The sequence below is a fragment of the Paenirhizobium selenitireducens ATCC BAA-1503 genome (assembly GCF_000518785.1).
Classification (GTDB): domain Bacteria; phylum Pseudomonadota; class Alphaproteobacteria; order Rhizobiales; family Rhizobiaceae; genus Allorhizobium; species Allorhizobium selenitireducens.
This window is the reverse complement of sequence record NZ_KI912496.1, coordinates 49,903-68,416: the sequence shown is the minus strand read 5'-3', so window position 1 is coordinate 68,416 and position 18,514 is coordinate 49,903. Positions and strand designations below refer to the sequence as shown.

The 18,514-nt window shown below is 64.7% G+C and carries 17 protein-coding genes and 1 pseudogene; 15 read left to right on the top strand and 3 right to left on the bottom strand.

Annotated features, from left to right (window positions below):
* From L867_RS0123880 to L867_RS0123810, 15 genes and pseudogenes are all read left to right on the top strand, one after another.
* Positions 1-1,464 carry an aldehyde dehydrogenase gene (locus L867_RS0123880; RefSeq protein WP_028739179.1) on the top strand — a complete coding sequence of 488 codons (1,464 nt, stop codon included), beginning with the start codon at positions 1-3 and terminating at the stop codon, positions 1,462-1,464.
* 4 nt (positions 1,465-1,468) lie between these two features.
* Positions 1,469-1,789, top strand: a complete 321-nt coding sequence (locus tag L867_RS0123875; RefSeq protein ID WP_028739178.1) for an NIPSNAP family protein — start codon at positions 1,469-1,471, stop codon at positions 1,787-1,789.
* A 107-nt stretch (positions 1,790-1,896) separates the two neighbouring features.
* The gene (locus L867_RS0123870; protein ID WP_028739177.1) at positions 1,897-2,907 is read left to right on the top strand and encodes an ABC transporter substrate-binding protein; all 1,011 of its coding nucleotides are present in this window, start codon (positions 1,897-1,899) and stop codon (positions 2,905-2,907) included.
* Between the two features lie 115 nt (positions 2,908-3,022).
* Positions 3,023-3,898 carry an ABC transporter permease gene (locus L867_RS0123865; RefSeq protein ID WP_028739176.1) on the top strand — a complete coding sequence of 292 codons (876 nt, stop codon included), beginning with the start codon at positions 3,023-3,025 and terminating at the stop codon, positions 3,896-3,898.
* A 1-nt stretch (position 3,899) separates the two neighbouring features.
* The gene (locus L867_RS0123860) at positions 3,900-4,700 is read left to right on the top strand and encodes an ABC transporter permease (protein ID WP_028739175.1); all 801 of its coding nucleotides are present in this window, start codon (positions 3,900-3,902) and stop codon (positions 4,698-4,700) included.
* Positions 4,697-5,770 carry an ABC transporter ATP-binding protein gene (locus L867_RS0123855; protein ID WP_028739174.1) on the top strand — a complete coding sequence of 358 codons (1,074 nt, stop codon included), beginning with the start codon at positions 4,697-4,699 and terminating at the stop codon, positions 5,768-5,770. Before L867_RS0123860 ends, L867_RS0123855 begins: the two co-directional genes overlap by 4 nt.
* 208 nt (positions 5,771-5,978) lie before the next feature.
* Positions 5,979-6,692, top strand: a complete 714-nt coding sequence (locus L867_RS0123850) for a GntR family transcriptional regulator (protein WP_028739173.1) — start codon at positions 5,979-5,981, stop codon at positions 6,690-6,692.
* 52 nt (positions 6,693-6,744) lie between these two features.
* The gene (locus tag L867_RS0123845; RefSeq protein WP_028739172.1) at positions 6,745-7,998 is read left to right on the top strand and encodes an NAD(P)/FAD-dependent oxidoreductase; all 1,254 of its coding nucleotides are present in this window, start codon (positions 6,745-6,747) and stop codon (positions 7,996-7,998) included.
* 77 nt (positions 7,999-8,075) lie between these two features.
* The gene (locus L867_RS0123840; protein ID WP_028739171.1) at positions 8,076-9,218 is read left to right on the top strand and encodes a M24 family metallopeptidase; all 1,143 of its coding nucleotides are present in this window, start codon (positions 8,076-8,078) and stop codon (positions 9,216-9,218) included.
* Positions 9,219-9,384: 166 nt separating this feature from the next.
* Positions 9,385-10,296, top strand: a complete 912-nt coding sequence (locus tag L867_RS0123835) for a dihydrodipicolinate synthase family protein (protein WP_028739170.1) — start codon at positions 9,385-9,387, stop codon at positions 10,294-10,296.
* An 89-nt stretch (positions 10,297-10,385) separates the two neighbouring features.
* Positions 10,386-11,411 carry an Ldh family oxidoreductase gene (locus tag L867_RS0123830; protein ID WP_028739169.1) on the top strand — a complete coding sequence of 342 codons (1,026 nt, stop codon included), beginning with the start codon at positions 10,386-10,388 and terminating at the stop codon, positions 11,409-11,411.
* Between the two features lie 185 nt (positions 11,412-11,596).
* Entirely contained in the window at positions 11,597-12,343 is a 747-nt protein-coding gene (locus L867_RS0123825; protein WP_037174456.1) for an SDR family oxidoreductase, read from the top strand.
* A gap of 22 nt (positions 12,344-12,365) precedes the next feature.
* Positions 12,366-13,208: a fumarylacetoacetate hydrolase family protein gene (locus L867_RS0123820; protein WP_028739167.1), complete on the top strand. Its 843-nt coding sequence runs from the start codon at positions 12,366-12,368 to the stop codon at positions 13,206-13,208.
* Between the two features lie 76 nt (positions 13,209-13,284).
* Positions 13,285-14,499, top strand: a pseudogene (locus L867_RS0123815) (mandelate racemase/muconate lactonizing enzyme family protein); the annotation flags it as partial.
* Between the two features lie 32 nt (positions 14,500-14,531).
* Positions 14,532-15,455, top strand: a complete 924-nt coding sequence (locus L867_RS0123810) for a DMT family transporter (RefSeq protein ID WP_408606006.1) — start codon at positions 14,532-14,534, stop codon at positions 15,453-15,455.
* 190 nt (positions 15,456-15,645) lie between these two features.
* Here L867_RS0123810 and L867_RS0123805 read toward each other — a convergent pair whose 3' ends face one another.
* Genes L867_RS0123805 through L867_RS0123795 form a run of 3 tightly spaced genes read right to left on the bottom strand, consistent with a single transcriptional unit; the run spans position 15,646 to position 18,508 of the window.
* Entirely contained in the window at positions 15,646-16,650 is a 1,005-nt protein-coding gene (locus L867_RS0123805) for a TRAP transporter substrate-binding protein (protein WP_028739164.1), read from the bottom strand.
* 47 nt (positions 16,651-16,697) lie between these two features.
* Positions 16,698-17,975 (bottom strand): TRAP transporter large permease, encoded by a 1,278-nt coding sequence (locus L867_RS0123800; RefSeq protein ID WP_028739163.1) that lies wholly within the window; start codon positions 17,973-17,975, stop codon positions 16,698-16,700.
* The gene (locus L867_RS0123795) at positions 17,975-18,508 is read right to left on the bottom strand and encodes a TRAP transporter small permease (protein ID WP_028739162.1); all 534 of its coding nucleotides are present in this window, start codon (positions 18,506-18,508) and stop codon (positions 17,975-17,977) included. The genes L867_RS0123800 and L867_RS0123795 overlap by 1 nt, the downstream gene beginning before the upstream one ends.
* Between the last annotated feature and the right edge of the window lie 6 nt (positions 18,509-18,514).

The following is an 18,514-nucleotide window of genomic DNA, read 5'->3' as shown; positions in this document are numbered from 1 at the left end:
ATGCAGCGCTTCCAGCTCTATATCGACGGCATATTCCAGGACGGTGAAGCGCGGTTCGACAGCCTCGATCCCGCAACCGGCGAAGTGTGGGCCGAGATGCCGGAAGCGCGCGAGGCGGATGTGGATCGCGCCGTCGCGGCGGCCGAGCGTGCCCTTTATGACGGCCCCTGGACCAGGATGACCGCGACCCAGCGCGGCAAGCTGCTCTACAGGCTTGCCGACCTGATCGCCGCCAATGCCCAGACGCTGGCCGAACTCGAGACTCGCGACACCGGCAAGATCATCCGCGAGACCTCCGCGCAGATCGCCTATGTCGCGGACTACTATCGCTACTATGCCGGCCTCGCCGACAAGGTCGAGGGCGCCCACCTGCCGATCGACAAGCCGGACATGGAAGTCTGGCTGAGACGCGAGCCCGTCGGCGTCGTCGCCATGGTCGTGCCGTGGAACAGCCAGCTCTTCCTCTCCGCCGTGAAGATCGGGCCTGCCCTTGCCGCCGGCTGCACGATGGTCGTCAAGGCCTCCGAGGATGGCCCGGCGCCGCTTCTCGAATTCGCCCGCCTCGTGCATGAGGCCGGCTTCCCGGCCGGTGTCGTCAATGTCATCACCGGCTTCGGCCCGGCCTGCGGCGCAGCACTCACCCGTCATCCGAAGATTGCCCACGTGGCCTTCACCGGCGGTCCGGAAGCGGCGCGCCATGTTGTGCGCAACTCAGCGGAAAACCTCGCCTCCACGTCGCTTGAGCTCGGCGGCAAGTCGCCCTTCGTCGTCTTCGCCGACGCGGACCTCGAGAGCGCGGTGAATGCCCAGGTCGCCGGCATCTTCGCCGCCACCGGCCAGTCCTGTGTGGCCGGTTCGCGCCTGATCGTCGAACGCAGCATCAAGGATGCCTTTCTCGCCCGCCTGAAGGCCAAGGCGGAGGCGATCCGCATCGGCTCCCCGCTCGACATGGCAACCGAAGTCGGCCCGCTGGCCACCCGGCGCCAGCAGGATCATGTCGATGCCTTGGTGAAAAGTTCCGTGGCGGCCGGCGCGAGGCTGCTGACCGGCGGCGTGCGACCGGAAGGTCCGGGCAATTTCTACCCGCCGACCATTCTCGATTGCGACGGCATCGCCTCCCCCTCGCTGGTCAACGAGTTCTTCGGGCCCGTGCTGTCCGTCGTCTCCTTCGAGACGGAAGCGGAAGCGCTGACGCTGGCCAATGACACGCTCTACGGCCTGGCCGCCGGCGTCTTTACCCAGAACCTCGGCCGTGCACACCGCATGACCCGCGGCATCCGCGCCGGCGTGGTGTGGATCAACACCTACCGTGCCGTCTCGCCCATCGCCCCCTTCGGCGGCTTCGGTCTGTCCGGCCACGGCCGCGAGGGCGGCATGGCCGCCGTGCTCGACTACACCCGCACCAAGACCGTCTGGCTGAAGACCTCCGACGATCCCTTTCCCGACCCCTTCGTGATGCGGTGAGCCGATGTATTACGAGATCCGCACCTACCGCATGAAGAACGGCTCCATCCCCGGCTACCTCAAGGTGGTCGGCGAGGAGGGCATCGCCATCCAGAAGAAGCATCTCGGCCAGCTCGTCGGCTACTTCTTCTCCGAGATCGGCCCCATCAACGAGATCGTGCACATCTGGGCCTTCGAAAGCCTCGATGATCGCGAGGCGCGCCGCGGCCGCCTCATGGCCGACCCGCAATGGCAGGCCTTCCTGCCAAAAATCCGCGACCTGATCGAGGTCGCGGAGAACAAGATCATGAAGCCAGCACCCTTTTTCACGGAAGGACACAGCTGACCTCACGAAGGAATGCAGGTTGCGGCCGGAACGACCAGAAGAAGCCTATCGGCGGCCACAATCTTGAATGCGCAGTCAAGAGCAGCGTCAAACAAGGACAAGGGAACATGAAGAGCAAGACCATCATCGCATCACTGGCCGTATTGCTGGGAGTAGCCGGCCAGAGCTTCGCCGCCGACATGGTATTCACCAGCTGGGGCGGCACAACGCAGGACGTCCAGAAATCCGCCTGGGCCGACAAGTTCACCGCCAAGGAAGGCATCAACGTCCTGCAGGACGGCCCGACCGACTACGGCAAGATCAAAGCCATGGTCGAGGCGAATGGCGTGACCTGGGATGTCGTCGATGCCGAGGGCGACTACGCCATCCAGGCCGGCAGCCAGGGCCTGCTCGAAAAGCTGGACTTCTCGATCATCGACAAGAGCGCACTCGATCCGCGCTTCGTCACGGACTACTCCGTCGGCAGCTTCTACTATTCCTTCGTCGTCGGCTGCAACAAGGATGCCGTCTCGGCCTGCCCGAAGAACTGGGCGGACCTGTTCGACACCAAGGCCTTCCCCGGCAAGCGCGCCTTCTACAAGTGGTCGGCTCCGGGCGTGATCGAGGCGGCATTGCTGGCCGACGGCGTTGCCGCCGACATGCTCTATCCGCTGGATCTCGACCGCGCCTTCAAGAAGCTCGACAGCATCAAGGCCGACATCATCTGGTGGACCGGCGGCGCCCAGTCGCAGCAGCTGCTGGCCTCGGCCGAGGCGCCCTTCGGTTCCTTCTGGAACGGTCGACTGACGGCTCTTGCCGCAACCGGCGTCAATGTCGAGACCTCCTGGGACCAGAACATCACGGCGGCCGACGCGCTCGTCGTTCCGAAGGGCACCAAGAACAAGGAAGCGGCGATGAAGTTCATCGCGTTTGCGACCTCGCCCGAGGCCCAGGCCGAAATGGCGGCCGGCACCGGCTATGCGCCGACCAACACCAAGTCGCCGGCGCTGATGGACCCGGCGATCGCCAAGACGCTGCCAGACCAGCAGACCGCCTCGCAGATCAATGCGGACATGGCCTACTGGGCCGAGCACCGCGACGAGATCGGCGAACGCTGGTACGCCTGGCAGGCCAAGTAAGCAGCAGACCGGCCGGAGGGGTGGCTGTCGTCACCCTCCGGCCCCCGATCGGTGCGGTTCCGGCCAAGATGGGCCAGCCCGTCGGGCGAACAGAAAATTGCGCAAGGTGATGGCTATGGTTTCTCTCGCCGAAACAGCAGATGGCAGGCAAACGCCACACCGTCGCCGGTTGCTGCCGCGCGGGCTGGCGCCGACCCTGCCCGCCCTCGTGCTGGTGCTGGTCTTCTTCGTCCTGCCGGTGCTGGCGCTTCTGACCCGGAGCATCACCGAACCCGTCTTCGGCCTGCAGAACTACATCGACCTGCTCGGCAGCTCGACCTATCTCAAGATATTCTTCAACACCTTCTTCGTCTCGGCGCTGGTGACGGCGATCTCGCTGATCATCGGTTTCCCCGTCGCCTGGGCGCTGGCGATCATGCCGAAGCGGCAGGCCAACATCGTCTTCGCGATCATCCTGCTGTCGATGTGGACCAACCTGCTCGCCCGCACCTATGCCTGGATGGTTCTCCTGCAGCGCACCGGCGTGATCAACAAGACGCTGATGGGGCTCGGGCTGATCGACCAGCCGCTGGTCATGGTCAACAACCTGGTCGGTGTGACGATCGGCATGACCTACATCATGCTGCCCTTCATCATCATTCCGCTCTACGGCGTGATCCGCAAGATCGACCCGGCCATCCTGCAGGCCGCGGCCCTCTGCGGCGCCAACCGCATGCAGGCCTTCATCCATGTGCTCCTGCCGCTGGCAACCCCCGGCATGATCGCCGGCGCGCTCATGGTCTTCGTCATGTCGCTCGGCTACTTCGTCACGCCCTCGCTGCTCGGCGGCACGGCCAACATGATGCTCGCCGAGCTGATCGCCCAGTTCGTCCAGTCGCTCGTCAACTGGGGCATGGGCGGGGCGGCCGCGCTGGTGCTGCTCGTCGTCACCTTGAGCCTCTATGCCGTGCAGCTCAGGCTGTTCGGCGTCGCGGGACAGGAGAAACACTGAGATGCTTCTCAACCTCAACAGCCTCGGCGCCTGGAAATGGGTCCTGCTCGCGATCACGGTCGCGACCTCCGTCTTCCTGCTGCTGCCCATCCTGTTCATCGCCGCACTCTCCTTCGGCTCGTCGCAATGGCTGATCTTTCCGCCGCCGTCCTGGACGCTCAAATGGTATGAGGATCTGCTGGCCGACCCGCGCTGGCTGGAAGCCGCCTGGACGAGCTTCCGCATCGCCCTGATGGTCACGGTCCTCTCCGTGCTGATCGGGCTCGTCGCCTCCTTCGGCCTGGTGCGCGGCCGGTTCGTCGGACGCGTCGCGCTGCGCGCCCTGTTCATGACGCCGATGATCCTGCCTGTCGTCGTGCTGGCCGTCGCCCTCTACGCCTTTTTCCTGCGCCTGGGCATCAATGGCACGACGGCCGGTTTCGTCATCGCCCATCTGGTGGTCGCGCTGCCGTTCTCGATCCTTGCGCTGACCGGCGCCCTCGAAGGCTTCGACAAGTCGATCGAGGATGCCGCCGTGCTCTGCGGCGCCTCTCCCCTGAAGGCGAAGATCCTGATTACCCTGCCCTGCATCAGCCACGGGCTGTTCTCCGCCGCGATCTTCTCCTTCCTCACCTCCTGGGACGAGGTAGTGCTGGCCATCTTCATGGCCAGCCCGACGCTGCAGACATTGCCGGTCAAAATCTGGGCAACGCTGCGCCAGGACCTGACCCCGGTGATCGCCGCCGCATCGACCCTTCTCATCGTCGTCACCATGTTGCTGATGCTGATCGCAGCCGCGGTAAAAAAAGGAATGAAAGCATGACGCCCTTCCTCGAGATCCGCGGCATCCGCAAGCAATACGGCCCGGTGGTCGCGGTGCACGACGTGAACCTGACCGTCGACCATGGCGAGTTCCTGACATTTCTCGGACCTTCCGGTTCGGGCAAGAGCACCACGCTCTACATTCTCGCCGGCTTCGAGCGGCCGACGCGCGGCGATATCCTGCTGAAAGGCAAGACCATCCTCGAAACGCCGTCGCACCAGCGCAATATCGGCATGGTCTTCCAGCGCTACACGCTGTTCCCGCATCTCTCGGTCGGCGACAACATCGCCTTTCCGCTCAAGGTGCGCGGCTGGTCGAAGGCGGCGATCACCGAGCGCGTGCGCCAGATGCTGACGCTCGTCAGGCTCGAGGGCTTCGAAGACCGCAAGCCGGCCGCGATGTCGGGCGGCCAGCAGCAGCGCGTGGCGCTCGCCAGAGCGCTTGCCTACGATCCGCCGGTTCTTTTGATGGACGAGCCGCTTTCGGCCCTCGACAAGAAGCTGCGCGAGGAAATCCAGCACGAGATCCGACGCATTCACCAGCAGACGGAAGTGACGATCCTCTATGTCACCCACGACCAGGAAGAGGCCCTACGGCTGTCCGACCGCATCGCCGTCTTCTCGCATGGCGTGATCGACCAGATCGGCACCGGCGAACAGCTATACGCCGATCCGGCCACGCGCTTCGTCGCCGAATTCATCGGCGACAGCGACTTCCTTCCATGCCGCGTGGTGGAGCAGATCAACGGCCGCGCCCGGATCGCCCTCACCGACGGCCTGATCGTTTCCGACATACCGCTCCACGGCAATTCCGCGCGCAAGACGGACGGAATGCTGATGCTGAGACCTGAGCGGCTGTCGCTCGCGACCAAGCAGACGGAGATGGCGCTCCCGGCAACGGTCGAGGACATCACCTTCCTCGGCACGCACGTCAATGTCGCGACCCGCACCGCGGACGGAACCGCCGTTTCGGTCCGTCTTCCGTTCGGCCATCAAGCCATATCCGGCATCCCGCGCGGCACCGGCGTCTGGCTGACCTTCGATGCGAACGCCGCACACGTCTTCCTCTAGAAGACCCATCCCCGCGCCACACTAGCCATCGCGCGCCGAAGCGGGCGATGGCGTTCGCTGTCCCGTCGGCGCCTGCGGCTGCCGTCCCGTTCGGTCTGCGACAAAGGCACGCGCGCGCACAAAACAGTTGCGCAGACCTCCTGTCGACAATATGCATGCAGGCATGATCAATCCTCGGCGATCAGGCGCGAAATCAACTGTGGCAGACATGACGGCAGACGATCCCCAGGCGGAGGCCCCGCGCTCCAGAGGCTCGGGCACCCAGACGGTCTACAGCAAGCTGCGGCAGGAAATCCTGGCGATGACCCTGGCGCCGGGAAGCGCGCTGGATGAAGTGCGACTGTCGGAACGCTTCGGCATGTCCCGCACCCCGGTCCGCGAAGCCCTGCTGCGGCTTGCTTCCGACGGCCTGGTGACCACGCTGCCCAACCGCAACACGATCGTCTCGACGATCGATTTCGCCACACTGCCGACCTATTTCGATGCGCTGGCATTGATGTACCGGGTGACCACCCGGGCCGCCGCGGGCCAGAGGAACCCGGCGCTGATGGCGACGATACGCCGCCGGCAGGGCGAATTCGAAGCCGCGGTCAAGGCGCAGGACGCCTTTGCAATGATCGAGGCCAACCGCGAGTTTCATGTCGCGATCGCCGAGCTGGGCGGCAACCCCTATTACACGAGCTTCTTTGCCCGCCTGCTCGACGAAGGCCGGCGCATCCTGCGGCTCTACTATTCCACCTTCGACGACCGCCTGCCGCTGCAATATGTCCAGGAACATGAGGACATGATCGCGGCGATCGAGGCCGGCGACGTCGAGGAGTCCGACCGCCTGGCCATCGCCCACGCCGCCCAGATCGTCCACCAGATCCAGGATTATGTCGCCCGCGACATGCACAAGGCGCTGGCAATCGGCAACCTTTGAACGACCGGGTCGCCGACCCAAACCCAAAGACAGACCAACCGGAAGAGATGATATGACTGCCCAATCCAATGCTGACGTCGTCGTCATCGGGGCCGGAATCGTAGGCGTGATGGCGGCCCACTACCTGCAGAACGACGGCCGCAAGGTTCTCCTGCTCGAGCGCGACGAGGTCGCCGCCGGTGCCAGCGCCGGCAATGCCGGCATCCTCGCCTTTCCCGAGATCATACCCATTCCCTCGCCCGGCATCATGTTCAAGGCGCCCAAATGGCTGCTCGATCCTCTGGGGCCGCTCAGCCTGCCGCCCACCTACGCGTTGAACATGGTGCCATGGCTCTGGCGCTTCTGGCGGGCAAGCTCGCGAAAGGCATTTGCGCACGGGATAGCCGTGCAGACCGGCATGATGCAGTTGGCCGCCAGCGAAATGGAGCGCGTGAGGGCGATCGCCGAGCTGTCGTCCTTCTTCACGCATACCGGCACGCTCGATCTCTATGACAGCGAAGCCAGCTTCAATGCGGCCACTCCGGACTGGCTCGAGAAGGAAAAGGCCGGCTTCCAGTTCACCAGCGTCGGCAGAGCCGACATCGAGCGGCTGCAACCGGGCCTCGCGCCGCAGTTCCGCCACGCCATGTATTCGCCGGCCGGCATCCAGGTGAACGATCCGCAGGGCCTGACCCGCGCGGTGGCCGATCTCGTCGTCGCCCGTGGCGGCACCCTGCAGAAGGGCGAAGTCCGGGACATCGCGCCGCATGCGGACGGCGCGACGATCACCCTCGCCGATGGTGCGACGATCGTCGCCCGCACCGTCGTGGTCGCCGGCGGTGCCTGGTCGAAACCGCTGGCCGCCCGGCTGGGCGATCCCGTGCCGCTTGAAACCGAACGCGGCTACAACACGACGCTTCCCGCGCAAAGTTTCCAGTTGCAGCGCCAGCTCTATTTCAACGACCACGCCTTCGTCGTCACGCCGCTTGCCGAGGGCATCCGGGTCGGCGGCGCCGTCGAACTGGGCGGGCTGGAGCTCGCCCCCAATTATCGCCGCTCGAAGGCACTGCTGGCCAAGGCTTCGCGCTTCCTGCCGGAACTGAAGACCGAGGGCGGCCGCGAATGGATGGGCTTCCGCCCGTCCATGCCCGATTGCCTGCCGGTCATCGGCCGTTCCAGCGCGAGCCCTTCGATCCTCTATGCCTTCGGCCACGGCCATCTGGGCCTCACCCAGTCGGCCGCGACCGGCAGGCTCGTTTCCGACCTTGCCGCCGGCCGCGCCACCAGCCTTCCCACCGAACCTTTCAGCCCCGGCCGTTTCCGCTGACGCGACCCGCAGATGCAGTGAGCGATCCAATCGTTTCGATGGACCGCCCCACCATTTTCATCGAAGAGGAACACACGATGAATGCCCACCCTTTCCCGGCCCCGATCTCGAATGAGGAGCGCTCCCAGCGGCTGACCCGCCTGCGGGCGGTGCTGGCCGAAGAACGGATCGGTGCGGTCCTGCTCGGCTCGACCGAAAGCCTGCGCTACTATACCGGCCTCGTCTGGCATCAGAGCGAGCGCCTGGTCGGCGCCGTGGTCACGCCGACCGCCCTGCACTACATCGTTCCGGGCTTCGAGCTCAGCCGCGTCGAAAGCATTCCCCACCTGCCGGGCGAAATCCATGTCTGGCAGGAAGAGGAAAGCAGCGCCGCGCTCGTCGCTGCCCTGCTTGGTCCAGACCAGCAACTGGCGCTCGACGACGCCCTGCCGCTCTTCGTCTATCATGCGCTGGCCCGCCAGTTCGGCCCAGAGCGCCTGATAGACGGCGGACCGATCATCCGCCGCCAGCGGCTGCGCAAGTCGGAGAGCGAAATCGCCATCATCCAATACGCCATGAACCTCACGCTTGAGGTCCACAGGCGCGTCCACGCCCTGATCAAACCCGGCATCCGCGCCTCCGAAGTCATCCGCTTCATCGACGACCAGCATCGCGCGCTGGGCGCCGAAGGCGGCTCGAGCTTCTGCATCGTCTCGTTCGGCGAGGCGACCTCCCTGCCGCACGGGGCCGACGGTGACCAGACCTACAAGCCGGGCGATGTCATCCTGGTCGATACAGGCTGCCGCATCGACGGATACCATTCCGACCTCACCCGCACCTACATGCTCGACGAGCCGCCTGCCGACTTCGCCCGGATCTGGGCGATCGAGCGGGAGGCGCAGCAGTCCGTGTTCGACGCCGCGCGTCTCGGCGCGCCTTGCGAAAGCCTCGACGCCGCCGCCCGTGCCGTCCTCGTCCGCCACAGTCTCGGGCCGGATTACGCGCTGCCCGGCCTGCCCCACCGCGCCGGCCACGGGCTTGGCCTCGAGATCCATGAGGAGCCCTATATCGTCCGCGGCAACAGCACCCCTCTCGAAGCAGGCATGTGCTTTTCCAACGAGCCGATGATCGTCGTGCCCGGCCGGTTCGGCATTCGCCTCGAAGACCACATCCACATGACCGAGGCCGGGCCTGACTGGTTCACCACGCCCGCCAAGGGTCCCACCGAGCCCTTCGCCTGATCGCTCGCATCCACGGTGGCGATACCATCTGCGCGCCCCACTTGGTGAAGGTCTTGTACCCGGCAAGGTGAACGCGGTCTGGGTCACAAAAAATACCCGCAGCCCCACCTTGCCTCCTGTCGACAAATTGTATACTGATATATCACACCAACCCAAGGAGATTGCGATGACCACTGGCTGGCGCGGCGTCATTCCCGCTGTAACGACCCAATTCAACGAAGACCTGTCGATCGATTTCGAAAACACCCGCCGGGTGCAGGACGCGCTGGTCAACGACGGCGTGCACGGCCTGATCGTCATGGGCACCTGCGGCGAGAACAACTCGCTCGACCCGGATGAGAAGCGCGCCATCCTCAAGGGTGCCGTCGAGGTCGTCGCCGGCCGCGTTCCGGTCATCACCGGCGTTTCCGAATTCGACACGCGCCGCGCCGTCGCCTATGCCCGCGACGCGGAGAAGGCCGGCGCCGACGGCCTGATGCTGCTGCCCGCCATGGTCTATGTGCCGAAGCCGGAAGAACTGGTCGCCCATTTCAAGACGGTCGCCGAGGCAACCTCGCTGCCGATCATGCTCTACAACAATCCGCCGGCCTACCGCGTCAACATCGGCACGGACGTGCTCCGCGCGCTCGAAGGCGTGGGGAACATCAAGGCCGTCAAGGAAAGCGCACCCGATACCCGTCGCTTCACCGACCTCCTCAATGAATTCGGCGACCGCTTCGACATCTTCGCCGGCCTCGACGACGTGGCGCTCGAAGGCATGATGCTCGGTGCCAAGGGCTGGGTCTCCGGCCTCACCAGCGCCTTCCCGCAGGAATCGGTCGCGCTCGTCGCCGCCGTCGACCGCGGCGACTGGGAAGAAGCCCGCCGCATCTACCGCTGGTTCATGCCGCTCCTGCATCTCGACGCCGAGCACGACCTGGTCCAGACCATCAAGCTCGCAGAGCAGATCATGGGCCGCGGTTCCGAACGCGTCCGCATGCCGCGCATGATCCTTCAGGGCGCCCGTCGCGCCGAGATCACCGCCATGGTCGAAAAGGCTGCCGCCACCCGTCCGTCGAAGACGGCAAAGGCCGCCTGAGCCGCATCCGGCCCGTCCTGCAGAACTCCGGGCCGCCAGCCGCATCGCGCTGGCGGCCCTTTTCTTTCCAACCCGACAGGAAGCATCCCATGTCCCAGGATCTCGAATTCCTCCCGCTCGAAGACGCCAGGCGCCTCGCAACCGACATCCTTCTCGCGGCCGGGCTTTCCGCAGGACATGCCGAAACGATCGCAAAGTCCGTCGTCTCCGCCCAGCGCGACGAATGCTACTCGCACGGTCTGTGGCGCCTGCTCGGTTGCGTGGCGACGGTGCGCAAGGGCAAGGTCGATCCGAAGGCCGTGCCGACGGTCGACGCCTCGGCACCCGGCATCGTCAAGGTCGACGCCAATTTCGGCTATTCCCTGCTCGCCTTCCGGGAAGGCCTGCCCGAACTGATCACAAAGGCCAGCCGCCTCGGCATTGCCGCCATGGCGATCAATCACTGCTATCATTTCTCGGCGCTCTGGCCGGAAGTCGAACAGATCGCCGAAGCCGGACTCGTGGCGCTCGCCATGACGCCGAGCCACAGCTGGGTGGCGCCGGCCGGCGGCACGAAGCCCGTCTTCGGCACCAATCCGATCGCCTTCGGCTGGCCGCGCGCCGCCTCCCACCCCTTCGTCTTCGACTTCGCCACCAGCGCCGCCGCCCGCGGCGAGATCGAACTGCATCGCCGCGCCGGCAAGCCCATCCCGCTCGGCTGGGCGATCGACAGCGACGGCAATGACACGACCGATGCGACAAAGGCGATGGAGGGGGCCATGCTCACCTTCGGCGGCCACAAGGGCTCGGCGCTTTCGGCCATGATCGAGCTGATGGCCGGCCCGCTGATCGCCGACATGACGAGCGCCGAATCCATGGCCTTCGACGATGGTGCAGGCGCGGCCCCGTGCCACGGCGAACTGATCCTCGCACTCGATCCGAAGGTCTTCCTCGGCGGCGGCATGGAAGAGCACATGCGCCGGGCCGAAGACATGTTCGCCGCCATCACCGGCCAAGGCGCCCGCCTGCCCTCGCAGCGCCGCTACGAGGCCCGCACCCGCAACGAAAGCCGTGGCATTCCTGTGCAGGCCTCCCTGCTCGAAGAACTGAAGGGCATGCTGGCTTCTCTCGCCTGAGGGCACGGGGAGCCGCCTCCCCGGCGACGGCCAGGGACGATTCCCTACCTGCCGTCGATGAAGTTTGATGAAAAAGCAGGCGAATCGCCGCGAAAAAAGGTTGTGCTTGCGACCGATCGCAGTCACATTGTCGACCGTTGAACAAAGAAGTCTGACAACATGACAAGATGGAGGAGGCGTTCATCATGGCGTCGCTGAGCGAGAAGAAAGCCCTGATCACGGCCTCGGGCCAAGGGATCGGGCGTGCGAGTGCGCTGGCCTTTGCCCGCGCCGGTGCAAGCGTGGTTGCCACCGACATCAATGCGGAAGCGCTCGACAGCCTGGCGGCCGAGGCGAAAGCGGAAGGGCTCATGCTCGAGACGCGCGTGCTCGACGTGCTGAAGGACGAAGCCGTCGAGGCGATCGTCGCCGAGACCGGGCCCTTCGACATCCTGTTCAACTGCGCCGGCGTCGTCCATGGCGGCACCGTCATGGACATGACGGCCGGCGATCTCGACTTCGCCTTCGACCTCAATGTGCGCGCCATGATCCGCACCATCCGCGCCGTCCTGCCCGCCATGCTGGCGCGCGGTTCGGGTTCGATCATCAACATGGCCTCGGTCGCATCCTCGGTGAAGGGCGTGCCCAACCGCTGCGCCTACACCGTCACCAAGGCCGCCGTGATCGGCCTCACCAAGTCGGTCGCCGCCGACTATGTGACGCAAGGAATCCGCGTCAACGCCATCTGCCCCGGCACGGTCGAGAGCCCCTCGCTGCAGGACCGCATGCGTGCCCAGGGCGACTATGACGCCGCCCGCGCCGCCTTCATCGCCCGCCAGCCCATGGGCAGGCTCGGTACACCGGAAGAGATCGCCGATCTTGCCGTCTACATCGCCGGCGCCACCTATACCTCCGGCCAGGCCTTCGCCATCGACGGCGGCTGGACCATCTAATTCTTCTGGAAAGGACACCCCCATGAAACTGATGCGCGTCGGACAGCCCGGCCAGGAAAAGCCCGCCATTCTCGACCGGGACGGCAAGATCCGCGATCTCTCCGCCCATGTGACCGATATCGGCGGCGCGGCGATCTCGCCCGAGGGGCTTTCGAAGATCGCCGCCCTCGACCTCAACTCGCTGCCCGAGCTTGAAGCCTCCCGCATCGGCGCTTGCGTTGCCGGCACCGGCAAGTTCATCTGCATCGGCCTCAACTATTCCGACCACGCCGCCGAAAGCGGCATGGCGGTGCCGCCCGAACCCGTCATCTTCATGAAGGCGACCTCGGCGATCGTCGGCCCGAACGACGACGTGCTCATCCCGCGCGGCTCGGAAAAGACCGACTGGGAGGTCGAACTCGGCGTCGTCATCGGCAAGACGGCAAAATATGTCTCGGAAGCCGAGGCCCTCGACTATGTCGCCGGCTATTGCGTTTCCCATGACGTCTCCGAGCGCGCCTTCCAGACGGAACGCGCCGGCCAGTGGACCAAGGGCAAGTCCTGCGACACCTTTGGCCCGATCGGTCCCTGGCTGGTGACGAAGGACGAGATCGCCGATCCGCAGGCCCTGTCCATGTGGCTGACCGTCAACGGCGAAAAGATGCAGAACGGCACGTCGGCCACCATGGTCTACGGCGTCGCCTTCCTCGTCTCCTATCTGAGCCAGTTCATGAGCCTGCATCCCGGCGACGTCATCTCCACCGGCACGCCCCCCGGCGTCGGCATGGGCATGAAGCCGCCGCGCTACCTGAAACCCGGCGACGTCGTCGAACTCGGCATCGACGGGCTGGGATCCCAGAAGCAGACATTCAAAGCCGACGTTTGACCGCACACTGACCTGAAAGGCGCCGGATCCGGAGGAGACGCGATCCGGCGCCTCGACCACAAGGGCGGCAAGCCCCCGGAGGAGCCCCATGAAAATCACCCGCCTCGAAACGGTGCGCGTTGCCGAGCGCGCCAATCTGCTCTGGCTGCTGGTCCACACCGACGAGGGACTGACCGGCCTCGGTGAAACCTTCTTCGGCGCGGAGACGGTCGAAGCCTATGTGCACGAATACATCGCGCCGCGCGTGATCGGCCGCGATCCGCTGGAGATCGACCGGCTGTCCGCCGACCTCGTCGGCTATCTCGGCTTTCGTTCGTCGGGCGCCGAGGTGCGCGGCAATTCGGCCTTCGACATCGCGCTCTGGGACCTGTTCGGCAAGGCGACCGGCCAGCCGATCGCCCAGCTTCTCGGCGGCTTCACCCGCCGCGAGATTCGCACCTACAATACCTGCGCCGGCACCGAATACATCAAGAAGGCGACCGGCCAGACAACCGCCAATTACGGGCTCGCCGAAGGCCGCGACTATGACGACCTGAACGGCTTTCTCCATCACGCCGACGAACTGGCCCAGTCCCTTCTCGAAGAAGGGATCACGGCGATGAAGATCTGGCCCTTCGACGCCGCAGCCGAGAAGACCCGGGGCCAGTACATCTCCATGCCGGATCTGAAGCAGGCGCTGCAGCCCTTCGAGAAGATCCGTGCCGCCGTCGGCGACAAGATGGACATCATGGTCGAGTTCCACTCCATGTGGCAGCTGCTGCCGGCCATGCAGATCGCCAAGGCGCTCACCCCGTACCAGACCTTCTGGCACGAGGATCCGATCAAGATGGACAGCCTGTCGAGCCTCAAGCGTTATGCCGAGGTCTCCCCCGCTCCCATCTCCGCCTCGGAGACGCTGGGCTCGCGCTGGGCCTTCCGCGACTATCTCGAGACCGGTGCGGCCGGCGTGGTGATGCTGGACATTTCCTGGTGTGGCGGCCTGTCGGAAGCCCGCAAGATCGCCGCCATGGCCGAAGCCTGGCACCTGCCGGTCGCGCCGCATGACTGCACCGGCCCGGTCGTGCTCTGCGCCTCGACGCATCTGTCGCTCAACGCGCCGAACGCGCTTGTGCAGGAAAGCGTGCGCGCCTTCTACCGCACCTGGTATCGGGATCTGGTGACCGCTCTTCCCGAAGTGAAGAACGGCATGATAACGGTGCCGCCCGGTCCGGGGCTTGGCATGGAGCTCAACCCCGAACTCGAGCGGGCCTTTACGGTCTCGCGCCGCATCTCCGACGCGTCCAGCCTCTGAACGCCGCACCTATCCGATGGAAGAAGGCATCAATGTCCAATACCACTGAAACAGCCCTTGGCGGCGGCCGCTACCGGGCCATGGCGGGTCCGGCGGTCATGCTGCTCGGTATGCTGATGTTCGCGCTGAACGACGCCATGGGCAAATGGCTGGTCGCCAGTTACGGCCTCGGCCAGGTCATCCTGATTCGCAGCATTGCCGCCTTGCTGATCTTGGCACCCTTCCTCTGGCGCGCCGGCAAGAAGCCGGTCTTCGAGGCCGAGCGGCCGCTGATGCAGTTCGCCCGGGTGGTCTTCTCGACCCTGGAGGTGTTCTGCTTCTACTACGCGGTCATGTATCTGCCGCTTGCCGACGTCATGACCTACTGGCTGGCCGCTCCGATCTACGTCGCCGCCGCCTCGCCGCTCCTGCTCGGCGAAAAGGTCGGCTGGCGCCGCTGGAGCGCGATCTTCGTCGGCTTCGTGGGCGTGATCATCACGCTCGAGCCATCGAGCGCCATGTTCACCATGCCGGCGATCATCTCCATCCTCGGCACCTTCGCCTTCGCCTTCATGCTGCTCTCCGGCCGCAGCCTGCGCGGCACGCCGGACAAGACGCTGGTCCTGTTCCAGGTGGGCGGTGCCGGTCTTGCGGGACTGGTCTTTGCCCCCTTCGACTGGACGCCGCTCACCTCGGCCTCCGAACTGGCCCTGCTCGGACTGCTCGGCGTCGTCGCCATGGGCGCGCATATGCTGGTCAACCGCGCGCTGAAGATCTCCGATGCCGCGACCGTAGCCCCGCTGCAATATACGCTGCTGCTCTGGGCGATCCTGTTCGGCTGGATGTTCTTCGGCGACGTGCCGCGCCTCACCATGATGCTGGGCGCAGCCCTGATCGTCGGCTCCGGCATGTTCATCTTCTTCCGCGAACAGCAGTTGAAGCGCCGCCAACCGGATCGCCCGCTCGACGTGCCTTGAGTCCCACGACGAGAACCGTGGTGAGAATGACAAAAGGGCCGCTTCGGACGAAGTGGCCCTTTTTTCGTACACGCGTTGTGAAGCTCAAGTCGCTCTGATCAAAAAAAGCCCGCGACAACCGTCGCGGGCTTTCCTGGTTTGGGAGGGGCCGTGAAGGAGCACGGCCGCCTCTCCGTCGTACCCGTACCGCTTACTTGCGGATCTCGGCCAGCTTGGCGAGGATGCCGTCGACAACGTCGGCGCCGATCTCGGCCTTGTGCTTGTCGTAGACGATCATCGACTTCTCGCGAATGCGAGCCTGTTCTTCCGCGGACAGCACGTTGACCTCGATGCCCTCGGCCTTGATCTTCTCCAGCGACTTCTTGTTCAGATCCTGGATGACCTTGCGCTCTTCGTCACGGCCGACCATGGCGCAATCACGAAGGGCTGCCTGTTCTTCCGGTGCATAGGTATCGAAGATCGCCTTCGAGAACAGGAAGAGGAACGGCGTATAGGCGTGGTTCGTCTCGGTGACGTATTTCTGCACTTCGTAGAACTTCGAAGTGTCGATCGTCACATAGGGGTTTTCCTGCGCGTCGATCGCCTTGGTTTCCAGCGCCGAGAACACTTCGCCGAAGGCCATCGGGGTGGCATTGGCGCCGAGATTCTGGAAGGTATCGAGGAAGATGTTGTTCTGCATGACGCGAACCTTCATACCCTCGAAGTCTTCCCACTTGTTGACCGGGCGAACCGAGTTCGACAGGTTGCGGAAGCCGTTTTCCCAGTAGGCCAGGTTCACGAGACCGGCTTCCTCGAGCTTCTTGTTCATCTGGTCGCCGAAGTCACCGTCGAGAACCTTGTAGGCTTCGTCGGCGCTGGCGAACAGGAACGGCAGGTCGAAGACGCCGAGCGCCGGCACGATGCCGACCAGCGGCGAGGACGAGGTGACGACGGCTTCCTGCACGCCCGAGCGCAGGGCCTGGGTCGCCTGAAGGTCGCCGCCGAGCGCGCCGCCCCAGAAGGCGGTAAGCTTCAGCTTGCCGCCGGACTTCTCGTCCAGGCAGGCCTGCATGGCCTTGATGCCATTGCCGACCGGATGGTCGGCATTGATGCCGTTCGAGACGCGGATGTTGCGCTCGGAGAACTCGGCGAAAGCCGGAGCAGCGGCCGAGCAGGCGAAGGCGATGGCAGTGGTGGTCAGAAGCAGTTTTCTCATATTATCCTCCCATGGATGGTTGAGCGAGAAGTCGGGCCTGCGGGCTGTCAGTGCAGCCAGCGGGCGGGTACGAGCACGAGGTCCGGGAACAGGACCAGGAGAAAGAGCACGATCGTCTGGGCGAGCAGGAACGGCCAGACGCCCGTCGTGACCTTGCCGAGCGGGATCTTGGCGACGCCGCTCACGACGTTGAGCACGACGCCGACCGGCGGGGTGATCAGGCCGATGCAGTTGTTCATGATGAACAGCACGCCGAAATAGACCGGATCGATACCCGCCTGCTTGATGATCGGCATCAGCACCGGCGTCAGGATCAGGATCGTCGGCGTCAGGTCGAGCGCCGTGCCGACCACCAGCACGAGGATCATGATCACGAACATCAGCAGCATCGGACGGTCGATCAGCGGCTCGATGTAGCCGGCGATCTCCGCCGGGATGTTCGCGGCCGTGATCAGCCAGGCCGAGACGAGTGCGGCGCACACCAGGAACATGATGACCGAGGTCGTCTTCGCCGCCTGCAGGATGACATGCGGCAGGTCCTTCGGCTTCAGTTCGCGGTAGATGACCATGCCGACGAAAAGCGCATAGGCAGCGGCGACGACAGCAGCTTCCGTCGGCGTCATGATCCCGGCCTTGATGCCGCCAAGGATGATGACCGGCATGCCAAGCGCCCAGGCCGCACGGCCGGTTGCGGTCAGGCGTTCCTTCATCGGCGCCTTCGGCAAAGGCTGGACATTGTCCTTGCGCACGACGATCAGCCAGGCGACCACCAGCGAAATGCCCATCATGATGCCCGGCACGATGCCGGCCATGAACAGCTGGGTGATCGACACGTTGGCGGCCACACCGAAGACGATGAAGGCCATCGACGGCGGAATAACCGGTGCGATGATGCCGCCGGCCGCAATGAGGCCACCTGCACGGGGAACATTGTAGCCGGCCTTGGCCATCATCGGCAGCAGGATCGCGGCGAGCGCCGCGGTATCGGCAGCGGCCGAACCGGATATGCTGGCCATGATGATCGAAGCCATGATCGCGACGATGCCGAGGCCGCCACGGATATGACCGACACAGGCGATGGCAAAGTCGATGATGCGCCGCGACAGGCCGCCGGAATTCATCAGTTCGCCGGCGAGGATGAAGAAGGGAATGGCGAGCAGGGTGAAGGTATCGGCCCCGGCGATCATGTTCTGGGCGATGATCTGGGTGTTGAACATGCCCATGTAGGACATGAGCACCACGCCGCAGAAGATCAGCGCAAAGGCAACCGGAACACCGATCGCCATCGCTCCGAGAAGCGAACCGATAAAGACGAGAAGTGTCATCAGGTACGCTCCGCCAGCTGTTCGAGAGTGAGGTTTTCGCCGGCGAAAGCAGCGATTTCTTCGTCGGTCACGCGACCGGTCAGCAGACGGATCAGCCGTTCGAAGGCGATGATCGCCATGCCGCCGCCGGTGAACAGACCGATGCCATAGACCCAGATCATCGACAGGCCAGTGACTGGCGCCTTCATGCTGGCGTTGATCGGAAACTGCTTCCAGGTACCCCAGAAGAAGATTACCGAGCAGGCTAGGATGATGATGTTGGACAGGATCATGCAGATGATCCGTCCTCGGCGGGAGAGGAACATCACGACCGTCTCGATGCCCAGGTGACCATGTTCCCGGAAGGCGACGACCGCCCCGGTGAAGGTCAGCCAGACGAAGAAATAGCGCGACAGTTCTTCCGAGGCGACGATGCCCGAATTCATCGCATAGCGCATGATGACGTTGACGAAGACCATCAAGGCCATCGCCGACAGGAAGAAGATCAGCAGCATCTCGAGGATGCGATAGAACGTGTCGATTGCCCTTTGCATGGTCAG